Genomic DNA, 22,828 nt, shown 5'->3' with positions numbered 1-22,828 from the left:
ATCAGATACGTCGCGTGGAGAATCCACTACCGCTTATCTTCTCACACCATAATTAGTGTGAATAGAATGTGGCACCTTGTAAGTACAGGTTGCCAAGACTTCGCTGGGTCTATTCCCTCCGTCTTTCTTAATAAGCATTGCAAATATGCCTTATTCGTATGTTAATTCCAAATTATATGCTAGAAAAAGGGAGGTTATAATTAAGCTGATGTTATTTAACATTAACTTAACATTGACATAATGATTAAGTAATTTTGTTACAGCTCTTTTGTAGTCGAAACATAAGAGGAAAATGAAAAAATACTTTTTATTAATTGCTACTGCTGCCATGATGGCATCTTGTGGTGGCGGAAAGAAATCAGCGGAAAATAACGCTGCCACATCAATTAAGATTGATGGCTCAAGTACTGTTTATCCACTTTCTGAGGCTGTTGCTGAAGAATTCAGAACTGAACAGCCTAATGTTAACGTAACTGTTGGTGAATCAGGTACTGGTGGCGGATTCAAAAAATTCTCGCGTGGTGAAACGGATATTAGTGATGCTTCACGTCCAATCACTGCTGAAGAAATGGAAGCATGTAAAACTGCAGGAATTAACTTTATTGAATTACCAGTTGCTTATGATGGGCTTGCAGTAGTTGTAAGTAAACAAAATACTTTTATTGATCACATCACCGTAGCTGAATTGAAAAAACTATGGGAGCCTGCAGCTCAGGGTACAGTTAAGACTTGGGATCAGATCCGTTCATCGTGGCCTAAAGAACCAATTAATTTATATGGCCCGGGAACTGCATCGGGTACTTTTGATTATTTCACCGAAGCTATTTGCGGTAAAAAAGGAGCATCAAGAGGTGATTATACTGCAAGCGAAGACGATAACGTTTTAGTACAAGGGGTAGCAAATGACAAAGGGGGGTTAGCTTACTTTGGATTGAGCTATTTCGAATCTAATTCAGATAAACTGAAATTAGTTCCGGTTGATGGTGGTAATGGTCCAATTGCACCTAGTCAAGAAACCGTTAGTAACGGAACTTATGCTCCACTTTCTCGCCCAATGTTTATTTATGTTAACACCAAAGCAGTAGAACGTAAAGAAGTACAGGGTTTTGTGAAGTTTTATATCGAGAACGCTGAGAAACTTTCGAAAGATGTAGGTTCAGTGCCATTGCAATCGAATGAATATAAAATGGTATTAAGTCGTTTTGCTGCAAAAACAACAGGAACGATTTTTACTGAAGGTAAAACCTCTGTTGGCATGAGTATGGCTGATCTCTTGAACAAACAAGAAGGTAAATAAGCATTCTAACTATTACAAAAAATTTAACCCCGACCACTTATGGATTATTCCTAAGGGTCGGGGTTTCCATCAAGTAACTAATTAGTAATTCCCAGTAATTACATGCAAAAAATTAAAGAAAAAAGCATCGAGGCATTTCTGATTCTGTGTGCTTCAATCACAGTTTTCACCACCCTTGGTATTATTGTAATTTTGTCCATTGAAACATTTCAGTTTTTCAGAGAGGTTTCTGTTTTTGAATTCTTTACCGGTACCGAATGGACTCCATTATTTGCCATTAAAAAATATGGTATACTTCCATTGGTTGCCGGAACTCTGCTTACAACGCTGATTGCCATTGCTGTTGCTCTTCCGCTGGGGCTAACCATCGCCGTCTATTTAAATGAATATGCTGACCAGCGTTTAAAAGCTGTAATTAAGCCGTTGCTCGAAATATTGGCGGCCATTCCAACTGTTGTTTATGGTTTCTTTGCACTCACATTTGTTACTCCCGTATTACAAAAAATAATTCCTAGCTTGTCGGGCTTTAATGCGCTTTCTGCCGGATTAGTTATGGGAGTCATGATCATACCTTATGTTTCATCATTGAGTGAAGATGCCTTAAGTGCAGTGCCGAAATCCTTACGAGAAGCGGCTTATGGTATGGGTTCTACACGTTTGCAAACAGCTTTTAAAGTAATGTTGCCGGCTGCCTCATCTGGAGTTATTGTATCTGTGATTCTGGCAATTTCGCGTGCTATTGGCGAAACCATGATTGTGGCAGTAGCAGCCGGGCAGGAGCCTAAGTTCACGTTTAATCCTTTACAATCTATAGAAACCATCACTACTTACATCGTTCAGGTTAGTATGGGTGATGTTCCTCAGAATTCACTTGAATTCCGATCTATTTTTGCAGCAGGTATCACTCTATTTGGTTTAACCTTTATCCTAAATAACATTTCATATTGGATGAAACAAAAATATCAGCAGAAGTATGAATAACGCGAGAAAGAACATGTTTAAAGATTCCCTATTCAAGTACTTTGCTATTTTCTGTACTTCAATAGGATTAATAGTACTGGCATTATTGCTGTTTGATATATTTTCAAAGGGATTGACAAGGATAGATTGGGATTTTATTACCAACCTTCCATCACGCCGTCCTGAACGAGCTGGTATTCTAACCGCGTTGTTTGGTATGATGTGGATAGTAACTCTTACTATTTTAATTGCTTGTCCAATTGGTATTGCAGCTGCAGTTTATTTGGAAGAATATAGTTCAAAAAATCGTTTTGCTAAGTTCATAGAAATTAATATTTCAAATCTGGCCGGTGTCCCATCTATTATCTATGGAATTCTTGGATTGGAAGTTTTTGTTAGGTTACTAAAATTAGGGAATAGTGTATTGGCGGGTAGTTTAACACTTTCTTTACTTGTATTGCCTGTAATTATTGTTGCTACACGAGAAGCTATTAAGTCCGTGCCAAATTCATTGCGCGAGGCATCGATTGGTCTTGGTGCTACTCCTTGGCAAACCATTCAGCGCATTGTGTTGCCGGCTTGTTTTGGTAGTATTTTAACCGGGATCATCCTGGCCATATCCCGTGCGGTCGGTGAAACTGCGCCTTTAATTGTTGTTGGAGCCTTAGTTTATGTGCCGTTTGTGCCTCAAACACCTATGGATCAATTTACGGTGTTGCCAATCCAAATTTTCAACTGGACAAGTCGTCCTCAGCATGGTTTCGTGGTAAACGCTGCAGCAGGTATTATTATACTTTTGTTGTTTGTGTTTTTATTGAATAGTATTGCTATTATACTACGAAATCGCCATAATAAAAGAGTAAAATATTAATAGATTTGAGAATTGAGATAGGTGATTTGAGGTGATGTCTTTGCCTGAGGTCTGATCTCACATCTAAATAAGTATGTACAAGTTAGAAGCAAGAGATATTCAATTATATTACGGCCAAAAACACGCCCTAAAAGGGATTAGTATGGCTATTAAACCGAATACTGTTACAGCATTTATTGGTCCGTCGGGTTGCGGTAAATCAACTTTTTTGCGCTGTTTTAATCGAATGAATGACTTGATCGATACATGTCGTATCGAAGGTGAGATTTTAATTGACGGCCGCGATATTTATAAAGACAGAATTAATGTGGTTGACCACCGTAAAAAAATAGGGATGGTTTTTCAAAAACCCAATCCATTCCCAAAGTCTATTTTCGAGAATGTGGCCTATGGTTTGCGGATTAATGGTATTACGCATAAAAAATTTCTTGAGGAAACTGTGGAACGTTCTTTACGTCAGGCCGCACTTTGGGACGAAGTGAAAGACGATTTGAAAAAATCAGCATTAGCACTTTCCGGAGGTCAGCAACAACGCTTGTGTATCGCACGCACCTTGGCAGTTGAACCATCAGTAATATTGATGGATGAACCCTGCTCAGCTCTCGATCCAATATCAACAGCAAAAGTTGAAGAGTTGATTCATGAGTTGAAGAATAAGTACACTATTGTAATGGTTACTCATAATATGCAGCAAGCAGCACGGGTTAGTGACCGAACGGCATTTTTTTATCTGGGTGAATTAATTGAATACGATGATACTCCAACCATTTTTACGAATCCGGCCAAAGAAGCTACTCAAAATTATGTAACTGGTCGTTTTGGTTGATTCATTTTAGTGGTCTATAGTCGTAGACCATGGTTTAGTAATTTTACATTTAGAAAACACCATATTCATGGACTGCTGATTGCTGACCATGGCATTTTTAATTCATACAACTATGACACATTTAGAAGAAGAACTGCAAAAGCTTTATTTGCAGATGATAGATATGGCCAACCTTGTTACAGGTCAAATTAGCAAGTGTCTTTCTGCTATGCTTGAAGCTGACCAAGACTTGGCACGTGAGGTGATTTTTAATGAAAAGAGGGTAAATGCTTACGAGTTAAAGATTGATAAAGATTGTGAAAACATTTTTACACTACTCAATCCTTTTGCTCAGGATATGCGGTTCGTATTTGCTACGCTGAAGATTAATAGCAATTTTGAACGTATTGGCGATAATGCTGAAGGTATTTCACATTATGTATTACTTGCTGATAAAGGATTTGATAAATCGTTGTTGAAATTTTGCCGTTTTGAAGAAATGGTAGTAACAGTAAATGAAATGTTATCCGATGTAACCAAGGCCTATATCGACAAAGATCCGAAACACGCTCGCCGGGTATTTCAAAAAGATAGTATTCTGGATGAAATTAATAAAGCCGCAACTGATTTGTTGGCAAACTATATTAAGGAAAATCCAGGTAATATTATGCAGGCACTATACTTGTTAACTATTATTAGAAAGGTGGAACGTGTTGGCGATCATATTACCAATATTGCCGAAGAAATTATCTTTTATATGGAAGCAAAAGTGTTGAAACACGGTAAAAAATCACACTTTTTTGAAGAAATGGATAAACCGGAATAATTTGAGGGTTTTATAAGTTTAAAGGTTTTAAGTCTGAATAGAATTCAACTTGAAACCTTTAATTTTTCTAATTAAGTCGTTTAGCAATCAACTGCTCAACTTTTTTATAGAATTGAATAGGTTGAAGTGCTCTCCAGTTTAAGTCATCTAACTCTCCTCCCATATTTAAATAATAATCTAGGTTATTATCTTTCATTTCAGAAGATACATGTTCACGAAAGTTGACAGCTGCGATCCAGCCTTCCTCTACCTCTTGAAACCACTCCTCATAATAAGAATCATCGGAAGCATGAAAATTAAGGATGTTTTCACCGATCAAAATAAATTTATTGATTCCATTTGCCATGATAAACTCCAAAACATCGCGTTTTAGAAGCATTATATCATTGTTAATGCAATCGTTCCATTCACCGATCATTTCAATAATGCAATAGCCACGATGGTAATCGACAAAAAGTACTTTTATGTATAAAGTTGATGAGCCAAACGAGTCCCACTGTGGGTGAATGTAGAAGTTGTATATGGTATTATCGTAATAAAACTCACTATACTCACGGTTATAGAATGGTGAAAATTTATCCTCCGAAGCGACATAATAATCACGCCAATTGTAATAAGGTTCTAGTTCGTGCATCTTTAATTTGAGGATTTTAAATCGAGCTAAAAGCTTCAATTGCTTTTCTTACACTTCCATGTTTGGTTAAGAGCTCTTCTGCAGTTTTATAATCCAGTCCGGTTGCATTCATTACCATTCGAGTGCCGCGGTCAACAAGTTTATCATTGCTTAGTTGCATATCGACCATTTTGTTCCCTTTAACACGCCCTAATTTGATCATAACCGTGGTGCTAATCATGTTAAGTACAAGCTTTTGGGCTGTACCTGATTTCATACGCGTTGAACCAGTAACAAACTCTGGCCCTACTACCACTTCAATTGGGTATTGCGATGAGGTAGCAACGGGGCTTCCTTCATTGCAAACAATGCAGCCGGTAAGCACATTATGTTTGTTTGCCTCTTCGAGTCCTCCAATTACGTATGGTGTAGTACCTGATGCAGCAATTCCAATAACGACATCCTTTTCGTTTATATGATGTGCCATTAAGTCTTTCCAAGCCTGTAGCTTATTGTCTTCAGCATTTTCAACAGCCTTGCGAATCGCAATGTCGCCACCGGCAATGATGCCAACTACCATTCCATGAGGAACTCCATAAGTTGGTGGCACTTCAGATGCATCCAGAATACCTAATCGTCCACTTGTGCCAGCACCAATATAAAAAAGACGTCCGCCTTCACGCATCCGTTCAACTATCTTCTCCACTAAATTAGTGATGGAAGGAATTGCCCTTTCAACTGCGAGAGGAACGGTTTTGTCTTCATTATTAATGCTTTGTAAAAGTTCCAAAACTTCCATTTTTTCTAAATGGTTATATTTTGAATCCGATTCGGTAGTTCTATTCATCTCATTTGAGTTTTTTATTCATTAATAAAACTCCAAAGTTCAACAATGCAGCTATAATATCATAACAAAAAGATTAATTGTTTAAGTGTTATAACATGATGAACAATTGAGGAATATAATTTGTATTAGTTTATATTAGGACAGTTAATAATGAATCAAACAAGAAAAAATCTACTGCTTTCTGCATTGGCAGGTGCAATCATGGGAGCAGGAATGTTAGTGGGAATATGGGTGAGTAACAATAATGATCATTCATCTCGATCAGGTTTCCTGTTTTCTTTTCCTTCATCAAGCAAGCTCGATAAGGTGTTACAGGTTATTGATGAACGTTATGTCGACTCAGTGAATATTGATGAAATAGAAAATAAGGCGGTACAATCTGTAATGTCTCAACTTGATCCTCATTCACAATTTGTAGATGCAAATACTTATAGGACCATTAATGAGTCGCTTGAAGGTAACTTTGAAGGAATTGGGATTGAATTTCATGTAATTAACGATTCTTTGTTGGTAGTTTCAGTTATTCAGGATGGCCCATGTGAAAAGGAAGGATTGTTAGCAGGAGATAAAATTGTAGCTATTGAGGGGGAAAGTATAATTGGTGTAAAGAATAGTGATATAATAAACAAACTCCATGGACCGAAAGGGACCGATGTTGTTTTGAGCGTAGTTAGGCCGGGAGTGAAAGGTGTTATGGATTTCCATGTTACACGTGGGCAAGTTCCAATTAATAGTGTAGAGGTGCACTATATGCTGAACACTGAGACTGGATATATTAAAATATCACAATTTGGAGCAACTACTCATGAGGAGTTTTTGAAAGCGATGGCCGATTTAAAAAATAAAGGTCTTAAAAGTTTGGTATTGGATTTACGAGGCAATGGAGGAGGGTATTTGAGAGCAGCAACGGCTTTGGCAGATGAATTTCTGCCAAATAAACAATTGATTGTATATACTCAAGGAAGAAAGCAACCACGAGAGGATTATTATGCTACAGGTGGAGGGGTATTTGAGAAGGGACCTTTGGTGGTACTGATAGATGAAAATACAGCTTCTGCCAGCGAAATTCTTGCCGGGGCGTTGCAAGATACAGAACGTGCTATAATTGTAGGTCGGCGCTCTTTTGGTAAAGGCTTGGTGCAAGATCAGATTAAATTTCCTGATGGTTCTGGCCTGCGGCTAACTATAGCCCGTTATTATACTCCCTTAGGAAGAAGCATTCAAAAGCCTTACGATAAAGGTATTGAAGCCTATAAAAATGAAGTTGGGTATCGGTTAAAACATGGCGAACTTTTTCATGCCGATAGTAATAAAATGGCCTTTAATGACTTGATTCAATATCATACAGCAAATGGAAAAATAGTTTATGGAGGAGGAGGTATTATGCCTGATTATTTCATTGCTCTGGATACATCGCGTAATGCTCTATTTACTACGATTACAGAAAATGGAATTTTGACCAAATATGGATATGAGTTTATATGTAAAAACGACGCTTCACTAAAAACATATAAATCTTTGAATGATTTTCTTACTGGCTTTTCTCTCAACGAAAAGAAGCTTAACGAAATTTTAAAAATGGCATCTTCAAAAGGATTAAAGTATAATCTTGTGGGAGTTAAAAGTGCCGCCAATCCCATAAATACCCAATTAAAAGCGATGGTTGCGCGATGGTTTTGGGGGGAAGAGGGTTTTTATAAGGTTATTAATGCAGAGGATAAAATGATTGCAGAATCAGTGAATATTATTTCTACGGGGCAGCTAGAGCAAGAATCTTTAAATAATATGGCGAAAGTTAAACACTGAATACTACATAAAGAAGCCCTTCGATAAATTTGAAGGGCTTCTTTATGTAGTATTGAAATTATTATTTAGTTGTATCAGCAGCAACTGAATCTACGGTAATAGCTGAAGAATCAGTGGAAAGAGATTTAGCTAAAGCATCAGCACGTTGGGCTAGATCTGCTGAATCAGCTGAATTATCAGTTTTTTTACCTTCACCACACGCAACAACTACGAAAATTCCGGCAGTTAAAATTAAAGCAAATACTTTTTTCATTTTGTTCTTAGATTTTAAATCGGCTGCAAAGGTATGGGTTAAAAAATATATAACAAACTGTTTTTTAAATAATTGATAGTTCAGTGCTTCGATTTGTATTTGTCTGAAAATGAAAAAAGAAGCTGAGTAATCAGCCTCTTTTCGGATCAAACTTGATATTCTATAAATTTATTTTTGTCTGAAATGGATGGCAATCGGAACGCCTGAAAAATCAAAGTGTTCACGCATTTGATTCTCAATATAGCGTCTGTATGGTTCCTTAATATATTGCGGCAAATTACAGAAGAACGCAAATGAAGGAGCAGCTCCCGGGAATTGCGTTACATATTTAATCTTAATGTGTTTTCCTTTGATTGATGGTGGCGGATAATGCGCAATTACATCAAGCATTACATCGTTTAATTTAGATGTAGGGATTTTTTTGGAACGATTGTTATAAACTTCCTGCGCTACTTCTATCGCTTTGAAAATACGTTGTTTGTCAGGTACGGAAGTGAAAATAATAGGAACATCGGTGTATGGCGCAGTTTTTTCTCTAATAGCTGCTTCAAACTTTTTAGTAGTAGTATGATCCTTTTCGATCAAATCCCATTTGTTTACTAAAATAACAATGCCTTTGCGGTTTCTTTCTGCCAGATGGAAAATATTAATATCCTGCGATTCTATACCTTGCGTGGCATCCAACATCAAAATACATACATCAGCTTCTTCAATGGCTTTAATTGTACGCATTACCGAGTAAAATTCTATGTTTTCCTTTACCTTGGTTTTCTTGCGTAAGCCGGCAGTGTCAATCAGCATGAATTCATGTCCAAATTGCTTATAATGAATATGGATTGAATCGCGTGTTGTGCCTGCAATTGGAGTTACAATGTTACGATCGTTACCTAAAAATGCGTTGATAATAGACGATTTTCCAACATTTGGGCGACCAACGATTGTAAATTTAGGAAGTTTGCTTGACTCGTCTTCAATATCGGGATTGAATTTATCAACCACTGCATCTAACAAATCTCCCGTTCCGCTACCTGTCATGGCTGAGATATCATAAATGTCTCCCAAGCCCAAACTATAAAAGGTACTTGATTCGTAGTTCAGTTTATTGCTGTCAACTTTATTGGCTACAACAAAAACAGGTTTTTTTGAGCGGCGAAGAATGTTCGCCACATCGTCTTCAAGATCAGTAACACCTGTGGTAACATCAACCATGAATAAAATAACGGTAGCCTCTTCAATGGCAATTATTACTTGCTCACGAATAGCAGTTTCGAAAACATCTTCTGAATGCGCCACATAACCACCGGTATCGATAACAGTAAATTCTCGTCCGATCCATTCAGCTTTGCCGTAATGGCGATCGCGAGTAACGCCACTCATGTCATCGACGATGGCTTGACGGGTTTCTGTTAAACGATTAAATAAGGTGGATTTACCCACGTTCGGTCTGCCCACTATTGCTACTATATTACTCATGTTTGTCTTTTAATGATTGAATTACTGAATGATGGTGTGATTGATACCTTTTTATCCTTCTCTCCTTCATTCGTTTACTTGTTTTTTATTATTGATTGAATTATTAATGACTTAGAATATTATTCCATCATTCTTTCATTCAATTATTTCTTTTCTCTAGCTATCGTATCCGAAACGTTTAAGGTAATTGTCTTTATTGCGCCAGTCGTCAAGAACCTTTACAAAAACTTCCAGAAAAACTTTCTTTTGCAAAAAGGCTTCAATGTCATAGCGAGCTGCAGATGCGATTTTTTTAAGCATCAAACCTCCTTTGCCAATGATAATTCCTTTTTGTGTATCGCGTTCTACAATTATTTCGGCACTGATACGTACAATTTCAGGTTCGTCTTTAAAAGAGATAACGACTACTTCTGAGCTATACGGAACTTCTTTTTGGCAACATTGGAATATTTTTTCACGAATCAATTCCGAAACAAAAAAGCGCTCTGAACGATCGGTTAAATCTTCCTTGTCATAATAAGGTGGGTGTACCGGAATGTGTTGACGAATAAAAGCTAATACAGCATCAACATTAAAATCTTTTAACGCTGACATAGGAATAATAACTGTTGGATTCAGTTCCTTTTGCCAGTTTGTCACGCGTTCAGTTACTGCTTCTTGATTTGATTGATCAATTTTATTGACAAGTAGGGCAACCGGGCCAGTATATTTTTTTACCTTTTCAATAACATCGGCCTCATCATGCTTTTCGTTGATGTCAGTAACTACTAATAATACATCTGCATCTAAAAAAGACTCATTTACAGCCGACATCATTGATTTCTGCAAACCGTATTTGGGTTTGATAATACCAGGAGTGTCAGAAAAAATAATCTGCGTTTGCTCATCATTTATTATCCCAATGATGCGATGTCTTGTCGTTTGCGCTTTGTGGGTAATAATCGACATGCGTTCACCAACCAATATATTCATCAAGGTTGATTTACCTGCGTTAGGTTTACCAACAATGCTTACAAATCCTGCTCTATGCTCCATTAAATGAGTTCTAAGTTTTGAGTAATAAGTTTCAAATTCTGTGGAAAAGAATCTTCAACTTAATGTTTTTATGAAATCAGCTTGATTGTTAATGGGTTGCAATTTGAATGATTGGGAGCCCTTGAAAAGTAATCACTTGCTGATTTTGAGGTGCAAAGATAAGGTTTAGAAATTTTTAAAAATAATTTTGACGATTAAATTATCATTTCTATCTTTGCAGTCCCAAAAGGAATAGCGGGTTTATGTTCGTGGTTGCGTTTCTAGAGGAGTAAAAATAGTGCGGGATGGAGCAGTTGGTAGCTCGTCGGGCTCATAACCCGAAGGTCGTAGGTTCGAGTCCTGCTCCCGCTACCCAAGTTAAGGCCGATGCTCAATCGGGTCAGATTTAGATAAAAGTATGCATTCCGTTTGGAATTGGAGTCATGAACCTTAAGTATACTATCACTACAAAATAGTGCGGGGTGGAGCAGTTGGTAGCTCGTCGGGCTCATAACCCGAAGGTCATAGGTTCGAGTCCTGTCCCCGCTACCCAAGTAAGGCCAACGTTTGTTGGCCTTTTTCATTTTACTTAGCCCTATTTCTTATCTATCTAGATGCTGGGATTGTTAAAATCATAGCCAATTCAATAATATTCTTAAGTTGACTTGAAAAGAGGTCAATAACCAAGATTATTTTTTTGTAGATCCATATTTTAAGTTCTCATATATATCCCCGCCTAAAATAATTATGATAATAAGATATTAACGTTTTACTTTATAAGTATTTGTTAATCAGCTTATTAAGCTTTGTTTAATTGCTTGGTTTAAGTTGTGAATCTGAATTCTGAGGGTTATATTTTTTTTCTTGTAGAGAATTGTTCAATTAAGCATGCTTTTTGAAGGTTACATAATGGTAATTGACTGACTGTTAATTTGGTATATAAATTGATTGTTAGAGATGTTATTGTTAAAATATGACAGATAAAGCAATTTTCTATGAAAAATAATCGCTTATTATTTAATGGATTGTTAGTATTTGGTTGGATTTCCATTTTAACGTCATGCACGAGTAATAAAAATATACCTTATTTTCAGGATGCTGGATATACCAAGCAAGCACAAAAAGTTATCAATAGTTACCAACCCGTAATACAATCAGACGATATTTTAGCTATCTCTATCTCCAGTTTAAATCCTGAAGCTACGGTTCTTTTTAATACTAAAGCCACTAATTCATCTACTAATACTTTGGATCAGCGCCAAATTGATGGTTATTTGGTAGACAAAAATGGATTTGTCGATATGCCGGTAATTGGGCTAATGAAACTTGGCGGTCTTACTTCTGATGCGGCCTCAAACACTATTAAAGCTAAGCTAACTAATTATCTAAAAGAGCCTTCTGTTAGCGTTCGTTTTCTTAATTTTAAGGTATCCGTTTTGGGAGAAGTTGCCCGACCGGGGGTATATCCAATAACTTCAGAAAGTGTAACATTAGCAGAAGCTCTGGGTCTGGCCGGCGATATTACCATTTACGGAGTTAGAGAAAATGTGTTGCTGATTCGTGAAGAGAATGGCAGTCGGCAATTTGCCAGAATCAATATGAATTCTTCTGATGTATTTGCTACACCTTATTATTATTTGCATAAAGGTGATGTAATATATGTTGAACCTAATCAGCGTAAATATACCTCAAGTGAGAGTAATAAGCCTTATCAAATACTAGCTGTTTTAATTGGATTTTTGAACGTAGCAGCTATAGTAGCTTTAAATAAAAATTAAACAATTAGTGCTCTCGTTATGAACAAGTTGTTAACAACTTCCCAAAAAGCCGTTCCTTTTCAAACAGCTGTACCACCGGAAGTGGGAATTATGCAATTCCTTTTAAAATGCTTACGAAAATGGCCCTATTTTTTATTGTCATTAGTTATAGCCTTTATAGGAGGGTTTATATATTTAAAATTGAATGTACCTATCTATCAAATTACCGCTAGTATTTTAGTAAAACAACAAAGTAAAAAGGATGCTAAGACAAAAGAAAGCGTTATGAATGAACTCAATGTTTTTGATAACGATAAAGTGGTTGTTAACGAAATGGAGGTTTTTAAATCAAGGCTTTTAATGCATCGGGTGGTTGATCTTTTGGGTATTAATGTTACCTACTTCTCACACAATTCAGGTAATTTTTTAAAAGGGCAATGGGTAGATAAAGAATTATACAAGGTTTCTCCTATTCGCGTGCATGTTGAAAAGTTGTTGATGGGTACAAAAGAAGAACCCTTGATTGTTGAAATGCTGGATGATAAAAGGTATCGTATGGTTGATACAAAAGCAGAACACTTGTTTGGTGATAAAATAAGCGATGAGAGAGGCGTGTATACAGTTTCTTATAATCCAGAAGCTCCCATAACCGGTCAAAAAATTAAAGTAAAAATGGCTTCTGTTGAAAGGGTTGCGCAAAATTATTTGGATAACAACCTAAGTGTAACGGTTGCGGGTAAAGATGCCAGCGTGTTTTCTTTGAAGTTAGAAGACGCTGTGCCTGAAAAGGGGAAAGATATTTTAAACGCTCTAATAGTTGAGTACAATAAAAGTGCGGTTAATGAGAAAAATAAGGAAGCTGCAGTGGCTTTAAATTTTATTGAAGAACGCTTAAAATTAGTAACGGGAGAACTGAGTAATGCTGAAGAAAAAGTAGAAGAATATAAATCGAGTAAGGAGATTACTGATATCAGTTCGCAATCAGCTCAGCTGCTTGAGATGATGAAAGAAAATGACGCTCAATTAAATCAAGTAAATATTCAATTAAGCCAGCTGAATTCAATTGGTGAACTGGTTGCTAAAAGTAATGGAGGAGGTTCCATTCCCTCAACGGCTGCTGCAAATGATCCTGTACTTCAAAACAGAATTACAAAACTTAATGAACTTGAACTAGAAAAAGCAAAGTTATTGCAAACAACAAGTGAAAATAACCCAATGGTTCAAGGTTATACTACTCAAATTGAGAATGCCAAAGCAGGCATAGTTGATAACATTCAAGCAACTAAACAGGCCTTGCAAATAACACGAAATTCGTTGCAAAGCAATAACGCTCGATTTGAATCAACCGTTCGAACCGTTCCAAAGAAAGAGCGTCAACTGGTTAATGTTGAACGTCAAAAAAGCATAAAACAAGATTTATATACGTATTTATTGCAAAAAAGGGAAGAAACTGCGCTAGCCTATGCGGCTATGATTTTGGATAGTCAGGTGGTTGATCCGGCGCAAAGTACAATTGATCCTGTTCGTCCAAGTGCTGGTAAAACGTTTGTCTTGGCTTCTCTTCTCGGGTTACTGATTCCGGTGTTTAGTATTTGGGTTAAAGAGCTAATTAATAATAAAATTAAGGCTCGTGAAACCATCGAAGATGCAACCAAAGCTCCTATTGTTGGCGTTATTGGGAAGAGTTCAAGCCGCTCTCCATTGGTGGTTAGTGCAGGTAGTCGTACTGCTTTATCTGAGCAATTCCGGTTTTTAAGAACCAATCTTCAATACATTGATGTAAATAATAAAAACAAAATTCTTCTCGTTACATCAAGTATTACGGCAGAAGGCAAAAGTTTTGTTTCTTTAAATCTTGGTTCCAGCTTGGCTATTTCAGGTAAAAAAACTGTGATTTTGGAATTAGATCTGAGAAAACCCGGCATATCAAAAGCAATTGGGGTGAAAGGAAATTTCGGCATAACCGATTATTTAAGAGGAGAGGCCACTCTTGATAATATCATAAAAATGGTGAGTAATAATGAAAACTTATATTTAATTAGTTCAGGTGAAACCACTGAAAACCCAATTGAGCTTTTAATGGGAGAGAGGGTGTCAGCTTTATTTCAAGAGTTGAACGAAAAATTCGATTACGTGATCATTGATTCACCGCCAATTGGATTGGTTGCAGATGCATTATTAATAGAGAAATTTGTTGACGCGACAATTTATGTGGTAAGATATGGTCATACACAATTGCCTCAGTTAAAGATGATTGCTGATTTTCATGAAGCAGGCAAGTTTAAAAACATGAGTATTGTATTCAATGGAGTTGATTTTGAACAAAGTTATGGTTACGGATACACAAATACAGGATATTATGAGCCGGTTAAATCCCGAAAGCAGGTCTTGAAAAAACTAAAGGCGTCCTGAAATCAAAATCCTTTATAACTTAGAACCGTTATCGCTCAATATTAGTGATCTTGAACAATTCTGCCTTGTAAACATAAATTATTCAAACGTGAAAAATAAACCAATCATAATAATAGTCGGACTCGGTTACGTAGGATTACCCTTAGCAGTTGAATTTGGTAAAAAATACAAAACTATAGGTTTTGATATTAACCCTTCCCGAGTGCTCGATTTGTCAAATGGGTATGATAAAACACTTGAGGTTGATTCAGACGAGTTAAAAGCTTCTAAGCATTTATCATTTACTAACGATTTGGAACAGATCAGAGTAGGTAATGTCTATATAGTTACCGTTCCTACACCAATTGATAATTTTAAAAATCCTGATCTTGCTCCATTGCTAAAAGCCAGCCAGAGTATTGCAAAGGTGTTGAAAAAAGATGATGTTGTAATTTATGAATCTACTGTTTATCCGGGTTGTACGGAGGAAGATTGCGTTCCCGTATTGGAAAAATATAGCGGTTTAAAATATAACCAAGATTTCTTTTGTGGATACTCACCAGAACGCATAAATCCAGGTGATAAGGTAAATACACTTACTACAATTAGGAAAGTAGTTAGCGGAAGTACTCCTGAAATTGCTCTACAAGTACAAGAATTATACAACACCATCATTAATGCCGGTACTTTTTTGGCCCCTTCTTTAAAAGTAGCAGAGGCCTCAAAAGCAATTGAAAATGCTCAGCGCGACGTTAATATTTCATTTGTAAATGAATTATCTCTGATTTTTGACAAAATGGGAATAGATACGCATGATGTGTTGGAGGCTGCAGGAACAAAATGGAACTTTCTTAAGTTTAAGCCTGGTTTAGTTGGCGGACATTGTATTGGCGTCGATCCTTATTATTTAGTTCATAAAGCGCAAAGCTTGGGTTATTATCCTCAAGTTATATTGTCTGGACGTAGGATCAATGACAATATGGGAATGTTTGTGGCCAATAAAGTTGTTAAGTTGATGATCAAAAAGGGGCATAAAATTGATGGATCAAAGGCACTTATTTTAGGTGTTACATTTAAAGAGAATTGCCCTGATATTCGTAATTCGCGGGTTATCGATATTTATAATGAGCTCGTTCAATTTGGCTTAAGTGTTGATGTATATGATCCATGGGCCGATAAGAAAGAAGTGCACGAAGAGTACAGTATTTGTTTGTTGGACAACTTAGATGGCAGAAATTATGACGTAATCATTTTAGCTGTATCTCATGAAGAGTTTCAAGCTGTTGATTACAATTATCTCAAACATAATTACTCTTCAATAATTTTTGACACGAAAGCATTCCTGGATCGTAAACTGATCGATGCCAGATTATAATGGAATAATACTCTCTTGAAATTTACGCTCTCACTATGAAACAGATACAAATGGTTGACCTTAAAGGTCAATATGAACGAATTAAGCAAGAAATTGATTTAGCTATAGTTGAATGCCTGGATTCTGCGGCCTTTATCAATGGTCCCCAGGTAAATGAGTTCCGACAGAAATTAGAAGAATACCTGTCTGTAAAACATGTAATTACATGTGGTAACGGGACAGATGCCTTGCAAATTGCAATGATGGCACTCAATTTTAAGCCAGGGGATGAAATTATTGTTCCTGCATTTACCTATGTTGCTACCGCAGAGGTAATTGCTTTGTTGGGTTTAACTCCTGTTATGGTTGAAGTTGATCCGGAAACATTCAATGTCACGGCTCCCATTATTGAAAAGGCCATTACCAATAAAACTAAAGCAGTCGTCCCTGTACATTTATTTGGTCAGTGTTGTGATATGGAGCCAATTTTGAATTTGGCTAAACATCATGATATTCATGTAATTGAGGATACAGCCCAAGCATTGGGAGCCCTTTATACATTTTCTGATGGAACCGTAAAGAGTGCTGGAACCATGGGTGATATTGGTTGTACCTCTTTTTTTCCTTCTAAAAATCTTGGATGTTACGGTGATGGCGGGGCGTTGTTTACCAATGATACTAAGTTAGGTGAACGTATTAGAATGATAGCCAATCATGGACAAGCTAAAAAATACCATCATGAAATGTTGGGTGTTAATTCAAGATTGGATACACTTCAAGCGGCTATTTTAAAAGTAAAATTATATAAACTCGATGAGTATGCAGCTGCCAGAAATAAGGCTGCGAATTATTATGATGCCGTTTTTAATGGTGTAGATGGAATTAAAATGCCCAAACGCCAATATAATTCTACGCATGTTTTTCATCAGTATACCCTTTTGTTGGATGGCGTTGATAGAGACTCACTTAAAAATTATCTGGAAGAGAAAGGAATTCCTGCTATGGTGTATTATCCTATACCACTGCATCTGCAAAAAGCATTTGAAACTGATCGCTATGGAGAAGGAGACTTTCCAGTTTCTGAAAAGTTGTGTAAACAGGTGCTCTCTTTACCAATTCATACTGAATTAGATGAAGAACAATTAGCATATATCACTCAAAATATTATTTCGTATGCAATTAAACAACGACAATACGCTTGAGAAATCCTATACGGCTCATGCATCAGCTGTGATCGATGAAGGTTGTGAAATAGGCTTGGGGACTCAAATTTGGCATTTTAGCCATATTATGCCTAACTGTAAAATTGGTGAGAGATGTAACATTGGACAAAATGTTGTGATATCTCCTGAAGTCGTATTGGGCAATAATGTGAAAGTGCAGAACAACGTCTCGATTTATACGGGTGTAATTTGTGATGATGATGTTTTTTTGGGCCCCTCCATGGTTTTTACAAATGTAATAAATCCTCGCAGTGCGGTGAATCGTCGTGGGCAATATGCAAAAACTCATGTGGGTAAAGGTGCTTCAATTGGAGCTAACGCAACTGTTGTTTGCGGGAACAATATTGGAACTTATGCTTTAATAGGTGCCGGAGCAGTTGTAACTAAAGATGTTCTACCATTTGCATTGGTTGTAGGGAATCCCGCAAGGCAAACCGGTTGGATTAGTGAGTTTGGTCATAAATTGAAATTTGACGAGAATGGAAAAGCAGTGTGTCCGGAAAGTGGTCAAATATATATGCTAGATAATAACATGGTAAAACGCATCAAATAAACCTAAAATGAACGCTCTCAGTAATAATCTTATAGGTGAAAAAGTAAAGTTTGCGGTGGTGGGTTGCGGCCATATTGGAAAGCGCCATGCTGAAATGGTGACAAGAAATAAAGAGTCGGAATTGGTAGCCTTAATAGATATAAAACCGCAAGATGAACTAAATTTAAAAGATTTTGATCTTCCTTTTTATCGTAGTATCAATGATTTTTTGTCATCAGGCATAGAAGTCGACGTTGTAAATATTGCTTCTCCCAATGGTTGTCATGCTCAGCAATCTCTTCAATGTTTGGATGCTCGCAAACATATTGTTGTTGAAAAACCAGTTGCTCTTCGTAAACGTGATGCTGAAACTGTAATCTATAAAGCTTTAAATGTAAATAGGCAAGTATTCGCCGTTATGCAGAATCGCTACTCTCCCCCCTCGATATGGATTAAAGATTTAATCAATTCCGGAAGATTGGGTAAAATATTTATGGTTCAATTAAACTGTTATTGGAACAGAGATACTCGTTACTATACTCCTTGCAGTTGGCATGGTACAAAGGACATGGACGGAGGAACATTGTTTACACAATTCTCCCACTTTATTGATATTCTGTACTGGCTTTTCGGAGATATTGACAATATAAAAGGAAAGTTTGCAGACTTTAATCATGAGGATATTACTGATTTTGAAGACAGTGGCTTTATTACTTTCGATTTTGTAAATGGAGGTATGGGGTGTGTGAATTATTCAACCGCTGTTTGGGATCAAAATCTTGAAAGTAGTATGACCATTATTGCTGAAAATGGTAGTGTCAAAATTGGTGGACAGTATATGGATAAAGTAGACTATTGCCATGTTAGGGATTATGAAATGCCAGTTTTGGCCCCCACTAATCCAGGTAATGATTATGGTGCCTACAAAGGATCCGCTCAAAATCATAATTACATTATCGAAAACGTGATTGATACTTTAAAAGGTCGTTCAACTATAACCACGAATGCATTAGAAGGTTTAAAGGTTGTTGAGATCATCGAAAGAATCTACGCTCAAAAGTAATTTTATGAATGTTTTTAAAAATAGGTCAGATTATTTTAAGAATTCAGTCACCTTGTTTTCGGGAATTGTTATTGCCCAAGGTGTACAGGTTTTATTGTTTCTGATTCTTCCAAGGTTATATGGGCCCGAGGATTTTGGATGTTTAGCTCTTCTTTTTAGCGCAGTAAGTATTTTATCAGTTGTTTCAACCAGCAGATATGAATTCGCTATTTTATTGCCTCGCAGACAAAATACGGCATTCAACGTAGTGAAAGTTACTTTGATTAACTCATTTATGGTTAATATAATCCTTACCCTGACATTTATAATTTTTAGCAAGCCAATTATTAAGTTATTTAATTTTCAAATACTCGGCAATTGGTATTATTTACTTCCATTGGTGGTGATTATTAACACATTTTCAGTCGTATTTACTAATTGGTTTAATAGAAATAAGCAGTATAAGTTAATCTCAACTAATAAAATTGCTGAAAATGCAATATTTGGAGGAGTCGCAATTGTGTTTGGATTTCTTCACCAACCTTTGGGTTTAGTGTTAGGCAAAATAATTGGGCTTTTATCAGGTGTATTGATTTATTTTTTTAAGTTGGTTAAAACAGGAGATATCGCTTATTTCAAAAAAGACAACAACAAAAGAATTCTTAAATCAACGGCAATCCGGTATATAAAATTTCCAAAATTTACACTTGTTGCCGGTTTATTCAATACGGGAGCATTAGAAACACCATCATTTTTAATTAATTCATTTTTTGGTCATTCGGTGTTGGGATTATTTGGATTCGCAAAGCAAATTTCTACAGTTCCTATGGGGATAATTACCAAATCATTAGGAACTGTTTTTAATGAGCAAGCCGCAAAAGATTATGCGGAAAAAGGAAACTGTGAACAGGTTTTTCTAAAAACGTTAAAAGCGTTGGCAGGAATTTCATTTGTTCCTTTTTTGATTTTTTACTTTTTAGCCCCTGATTTTTTTGCTTTCACCTTTGGAGAAAAGTGGCGTCAGGCTGGAGAGTTTGCCAGTATTTTGACTCCAATGTATTTTTTTCAGTTTATTTCTAGTCCATTATCAGCCACATTTAGTATAGCAGAGAAGCAGGAAGTAGATTTGGTGTTTCAATTTTCATTGTTTTTTGGAGTGTTGGCTTCAATGTATTTAGGTGGAAAAATTGGCCAAATTGAAACTGCCTTAAGCTTGTATGCGGCGGTGTTCACAATTTATTATTTAGGGTTGCTTGCCTATAGTTATAAATATGCTAAAGGTATCGCTGCTTTAAAAAAAAGTAACGTTAGTTCAAAACTTGGTACGGCTTCATAATTGATCCGATGCCTTTGTTGAGATCTCGAGTCTGTTTAATAGTATATTATATACAAAGATCTTTTTATTCTAAAACTAATTCATTTGGGCACAGTAAATGTTAGTAAAACTCACTGATTATAATGCCTGAGTTATTGAATCGAAAGTCAGGGTGTTTTTTTGAAATTATATGATAAACTTTTTGCTATAATATTTGATGTGCTTAATATGGATATCTCAATAGGTTTTTTAAGAGAAGAATCAGTGAGGGTTAAAGACCAGTCTGGTACGAAAACATCGAAAGAAAGATACCGCTCACTTTGCAAAACAGAAGATTCAATTCCGCTTTTTTCACAAGATTGGTGGTTAGATATGGTTTGTGGCGAGCATAGTTGGGATGTGAAAATCATTGAATCGGAAGGGGAAATCATTGCAGCCTGGCCTATTTACATTAAAAGAAAATGGGGCTTTGTTGGTATAGTTCGACCTCCGTTTACACCGTATTTGGGATGCTGGATAAAATATCCTACGGGGCAAGATGATATTATGAGGATGGATTTCGAGATTGAAGTTTATAGTAAATTGATTGCAACGCTTCCGAAGTTTGATCACTTTTCACTAGCTTTTGATTATGATTTTCATAATTGGTGTCCCTTTTATTGGCAAGGTTTCAAACAGACTATAAAATATTCCTATGTAATTGAAGACATTGGTAATTGGGAACAGGTTTTAAAGCGGTTTTCAAAAACTAATCGTCAACGGGTAAAGAAGGGGCAACAAAATATGACTGTGAAGTATGATTTGCCACCTGAAGAATTCTATAATTTTCATGTGGACGTTTTAAGGAAAATTGGGCGCAAAATAAAATATTCATTTGAACTGTTTAAACGTATTCATGATGCAGCTTTAGCACATGGATGCGGTCGGGTTTTATATGCAGTTGATGCAAATAATAAAATACATGCTGCCGTTTTTGACATTAGGGATGAGCATTTCGCATATTCTATTTTTGGTGTTTTTGATCGCGAGTGTAATGCAAGTGGAGCGTCGACTTATCTGAGTTTTGAGGCCATAAAGTACGCATCACAATTCGTAAATCGATACGATTTGGGCTGGACAATGAACGCACCACTTGGGCATGCTAAAAGACACGAAGGAGCTGTTCTCATGCCTTTTCACAACATTTCAAAAAATAATTCAATGCTCTTAAAAGTCAGGTCATTTAGTTCAAATAAACCATTTTCTTAACATGAAATAGAATGCTCTTTTAAAAAACTGATTTAAATAGAACCCAATACATTTTTGCCTGCAACTAGTTTATTTACTTAAGATTTTCATGTGCATTTTTAATTCTTTTAAAGAGGAAATTAATCACCTAAATAATTCACCTGTTTAAACATTTCAAAAAATGGCTATTACACTAGATCTTTTAGAATTAGAAGAAACAAGTCCGATTAAACTCAACGGAGATGCTCGAATAGCTACAGCAAAGGAAAAGTATCGAAAACTCTGCAATCAGGAAAGTTCAATACCCCTTTATTCGAAAGATTGGTGGCTGGATGCTGTTTGTGGTGAAAGTAATTGGGATGTGTTGTTGATTGAATCGGATAGAAAAATAATTGCAGCATGGCCGATTTACATAAAGCAGAAATGGGGCTTAAAAGCAATTACACAACCGCCAATGACTCCCAATTTAGGCATCTGGATCAAATATCCTGATGGTCAAAATTTTGGCAATAAGCTCACGCATGAGATTGAAATATGTAATGAGCTGATATCAATGTTGCCTAAATATCACCATTTTTCAATAGCATTTAACTATGAATTGAAAAACTGGACCCCTTTTTACTGGCATGGATATAAGCAAACAACAAGATACTCGTATGTTATCGATGATATAACAGACCCTCAAAAAGTATTACGAAACTTTCCCAAAGAAACCCGCAGTAGGATTAGGAAAGCGGAGAATAATGTACAGGTAAAATTTGATCTATCTGCTGAAGAATATTATAATTATCATAACAGTATTCTTAAAAAAATAGGGAAAAAGATTAATTATTCTTTTGAATTATTTAAAAGAGTACATGATGCTGCACTTGCACATAATTGTGGGAAGATAACCTATGCCGTTGATCAAAATAATATCATTCATTGTGCTTCATTTATGGTTTGGGATAGTAGTTGCGCCTATGCTATACATGGAGCTTATGACAGAGAATATAATTCAAGTGGGGCTTCCAGTTTACTTTATTTTGAAGAAATCAAATACGCATCATTATTTGCCAATAAGTATGATTTAGGTTGGACAATGAATAAAACGCTGGGTTATGCAAAAAGACGTTTAGGAACTACTCAGGTTCCATTTCATCATATTTCAAAACAAAAATCGAAATTACTAAGAATAGGGCTGTTTTTGTTACAGAACTTTGGCGTTTGAACCATCTGGATT

Annotated in this window: 20 protein-coding genes, 2 tRNA genes and 1 riboswitch; of the genes, 17 read left to right on the top strand and 5 right to left on the bottom strand. The window is 36.3% G+C overall.

Going from position 1 to position 22,828, the window contains the following annotated elements; genetic code table 11:
- Nucleotides 1–30 precede the first annotated feature (30 nt).
- Nucleotides 31–137: riboswitch (SAM riboswitch) on the bottom strand.
- A gap of 155 nt (nucleotides 138–292) precedes the next feature.
- The 5 genes from FN756_RS01475 (at nucleotide 293) to phoU (ending at nucleotide 4,759) form a co-directional block, all read left to right on the top strand.
- Nucleotides 293–1,297 carry a PstS family phosphate ABC transporter substrate-binding protein gene (locus FN756_RS01475; RefSeq protein WP_142600850.1) on the top strand — a complete coding sequence of 335 codons (1,005 nt, stop codon included), beginning with the start codon at nucleotides 293–295 and terminating at the stop codon, nucleotides 1,295–1,297.
- A gap of 102 nt (nucleotides 1,298–1,399) precedes the next feature.
- A complete protein-coding gene (pstC, locus tag FN756_RS01470) occupies nucleotides 1,400–2,278 on the top strand; it encodes a phosphate ABC transporter permease subunit PstC (RefSeq protein WP_142600849.1) in 879 nt (292 codons plus the stop codon).
- A gap of 13 nt (nucleotides 2,279–2,291) precedes the next feature.
- Nucleotides 2,292–3,128: a phosphate ABC transporter permease PstA gene (gene pstA, locus FN756_RS01465; RefSeq protein WP_246085394.1), complete on the top strand. Its 837-nt coding sequence runs from the start codon at nucleotides 2,292–2,294 to the stop codon at nucleotides 3,126–3,128.
- A 73-nt stretch (nucleotides 3,129–3,201) separates the two neighbouring features.
- Nucleotides 3,202–3,954 carry a phosphate ABC transporter ATP-binding protein PstB gene (gene pstB / locus FN756_RS01460; protein ID WP_142600845.1) on the top strand — a complete coding sequence of 251 codons (753 nt, stop codon included), beginning with the start codon at nucleotides 3,202–3,204 and terminating at the stop codon, nucleotides 3,952–3,954.
- 112 nt (nucleotides 3,955–4,066) lie between these two features.
- The gene (gene phoU, locus FN756_RS01455; protein ID WP_142600843.1) at nucleotides 4,067–4,759 is read left to right on the top strand and encodes a phosphate signaling complex protein PhoU; all 693 of its coding nucleotides are present in this window, start codon (nucleotides 4,067–4,069) and stop codon (nucleotides 4,757–4,759) included.
- 67 nt (nucleotides 4,760–4,826) lie between these two features.
- On the opposite strand, the gene FN756_RS01450 is transcribed toward phoU, so the two are convergent.
- Both FN756_RS01450 and murQ read right to left on the bottom strand, forming a co-directional pair.
- Nucleotides 4,827–5,393 carry a hypothetical protein gene (locus FN756_RS01450; RefSeq protein WP_142600842.1) on the bottom strand — a complete coding sequence of 189 codons (567 nt, stop codon included), beginning with the start codon at nucleotides 5,391–5,393 and terminating at the stop codon, nucleotides 4,827–4,829.
- A gap of 16 nt (nucleotides 5,394–5,409) precedes the next feature.
- The gene (murQ, locus tag FN756_RS01445; RefSeq protein ID WP_142600840.1) at nucleotides 5,410–6,219 is read right to left on the bottom strand and encodes an N-acetylmuramic acid 6-phosphate etherase; all 810 of its coding nucleotides are present in this window, start codon (nucleotides 6,217–6,219) and stop codon (nucleotides 5,410–5,412) included.
- Nucleotides 6,220–6,369: 150 nt separating this feature from the next.
- Here murQ and FN756_RS01440 point away from each other — a divergent pair, with 150 nt between their 5' ends.
- A complete protein-coding gene (locus FN756_RS01440; protein WP_142600838.1) occupies nucleotides 6,370–8,025 on the top strand; it encodes a S41 family peptidase in 1,656 nt (551 codons plus the stop codon).
- A gap of 61 nt (nucleotides 8,026–8,086) precedes the next feature.
- On the opposite strand, the gene FN756_RS14605 is transcribed toward FN756_RS01440, so the two are convergent.
- The 3 genes from FN756_RS14605 to era all read right to left on the bottom strand — a co-directional run bounded on the left by FN756_RS14605 (nucleotide 8,087) and on the right by era (nucleotide 10,786).
- Nucleotides 8,087–8,428 (bottom strand): hypothetical protein, encoded by a 342-nt coding sequence (locus tag FN756_RS14605; RefSeq protein WP_246085393.1) that lies wholly within the window; start codon nucleotides 8,426–8,428, stop codon nucleotides 8,087–8,089.
- An 18-nt stretch (nucleotides 8,429–8,446) separates the two neighbouring features.
- Nucleotides 8,447–9,751, bottom strand: coding sequence for a ribosome biogenesis GTPase Der (gene der, locus FN756_RS01430; protein WP_142600837.1), 1,305 nt, complete (start codon nucleotides 9,749–9,751; stop codon nucleotides 8,447–8,449).
- Nucleotides 9,752–9,907: 156 nt separating this feature from the next.
- Entirely contained in the window at nucleotides 9,908–10,786 is an 879-nt protein-coding gene (gene era, locus FN756_RS01425) for a GTPase Era (RefSeq protein ID WP_142600835.1), read from the bottom strand.
- 278 nt (nucleotides 10,787–11,064) lie between these two features.
- On the opposite strand from era, the gene FN756_RS01420 reads away from it, so the two are divergent.
- The 11 genes from FN756_RS01420 to FN756_RS01370 all read left to right on the top strand — a co-directional run bounded on the left by FN756_RS01420 (nucleotide 11,065) and on the right by FN756_RS01370 (nucleotide 22,816).
- Nucleotides 11,065–11,141: transfer RNA gene (locus FN756_RS01420), tRNA-Met, on the top strand.
- A 100-nt stretch (nucleotides 11,142–11,241) separates the two neighbouring features.
- Nucleotides 11,242–11,318 (top strand) — tRNA-Met (locus FN756_RS01415).
- Nucleotides 11,319–11,760: 442 nt separating this feature from the next.
- Nucleotides 11,761–12,543, top strand: coding sequence for a polysaccharide biosynthesis/export family protein (locus FN756_RS01410; RefSeq protein ID WP_142600833.1), 783 nt, complete (start codon nucleotides 11,761–11,763; stop codon nucleotides 12,541–12,543).
- Nucleotides 12,544–12,561: 18 nt separating this feature from the next.
- On the top strand, nucleotides 12,562–14,934 hold the full coding sequence (locus FN756_RS01405) for a GumC family protein (protein WP_142600832.1): 2,373 nt from the start codon (nucleotides 12,562–12,564) through the stop codon (nucleotides 14,932–14,934).
- Nucleotides 14,935–15,022: 88 nt separating this feature from the next.
- Complete coding sequence (locus FN756_RS01400) at nucleotides 15,023–16,288, top strand: nucleotide sugar dehydrogenase (RefSeq protein WP_142600830.1); 1,266 nt, start codon at nucleotides 15,023–15,025, stop codon at nucleotides 16,286–16,288.
- A 35-nt stretch (nucleotides 16,289–16,323) separates the two neighbouring features.
- Nucleotides 16,324–17,469 (top strand): DegT/DnrJ/EryC1/StrS family aminotransferase, encoded by a 1,146-nt coding sequence (locus FN756_RS01395; protein ID WP_221928997.1) that lies wholly within the window; start codon nucleotides 16,324–16,326, stop codon nucleotides 17,467–17,469.
- The gene (locus FN756_RS01390) at nucleotides 17,441–18,043 is read left to right on the top strand and encodes an acyltransferase (protein WP_142600828.1); all 603 of its coding nucleotides are present in this window, start codon (nucleotides 17,441–17,443) and stop codon (nucleotides 18,041–18,043) included. The genes FN756_RS01395 and FN756_RS01390 overlap by 29 nt, the downstream gene beginning before the upstream one ends.
- A gap of 7 nt (nucleotides 18,044–18,050) precedes the next feature.
- A complete protein-coding gene (locus FN756_RS01385) occupies nucleotides 18,051–19,085 on the top strand; it encodes a Gfo/Idh/MocA family protein (RefSeq protein ID WP_142600826.1) in 1,035 nt (344 codons plus the stop codon).
- Between the two features lie 4 nt (nucleotides 19,086–19,089).
- Complete coding sequence (locus FN756_RS01380; RefSeq protein WP_142600824.1) at nucleotides 19,090–20,400, top strand: oligosaccharide flippase family protein; 1,311 nt, start codon at nucleotides 19,090–19,092, stop codon at nucleotides 20,398–20,400.
- A gap of 207 nt (nucleotides 20,401–20,607) precedes the next feature.
- Nucleotides 20,608–21,627 (top strand): GNAT family N-acetyltransferase, encoded by a 1,020-nt coding sequence (locus tag FN756_RS01375; RefSeq protein WP_142600823.1) that lies wholly within the window; start codon nucleotides 20,608–20,610, stop codon nucleotides 21,625–21,627.
- A 160-nt stretch (nucleotides 21,628–21,787) separates the two neighbouring features.
- Nucleotides 21,788–22,816, top strand: a complete 1,029-nt coding sequence (locus FN756_RS01370) for a methicillin resistance protein (protein ID WP_142600821.1) — start codon at nucleotides 21,788–21,790, stop codon at nucleotides 22,814–22,816.
- The last annotated feature ends 12 nt before the right edge of the window (nucleotides 22,817–22,828 follow it).

The sequence above is a fragment of the Solitalea koreensis genome, assembly GCF_900182575.1.
In the GTDB taxonomy this organism is placed as follows: Bacteria; Bacteroidota; Bacteroidia; order Sphingobacteriales; family Sphingobacteriaceae; genus Solitalea; species Solitalea koreensis.
This window is presented reverse-complemented; position numbering and strand designations above follow the sequence as displayed.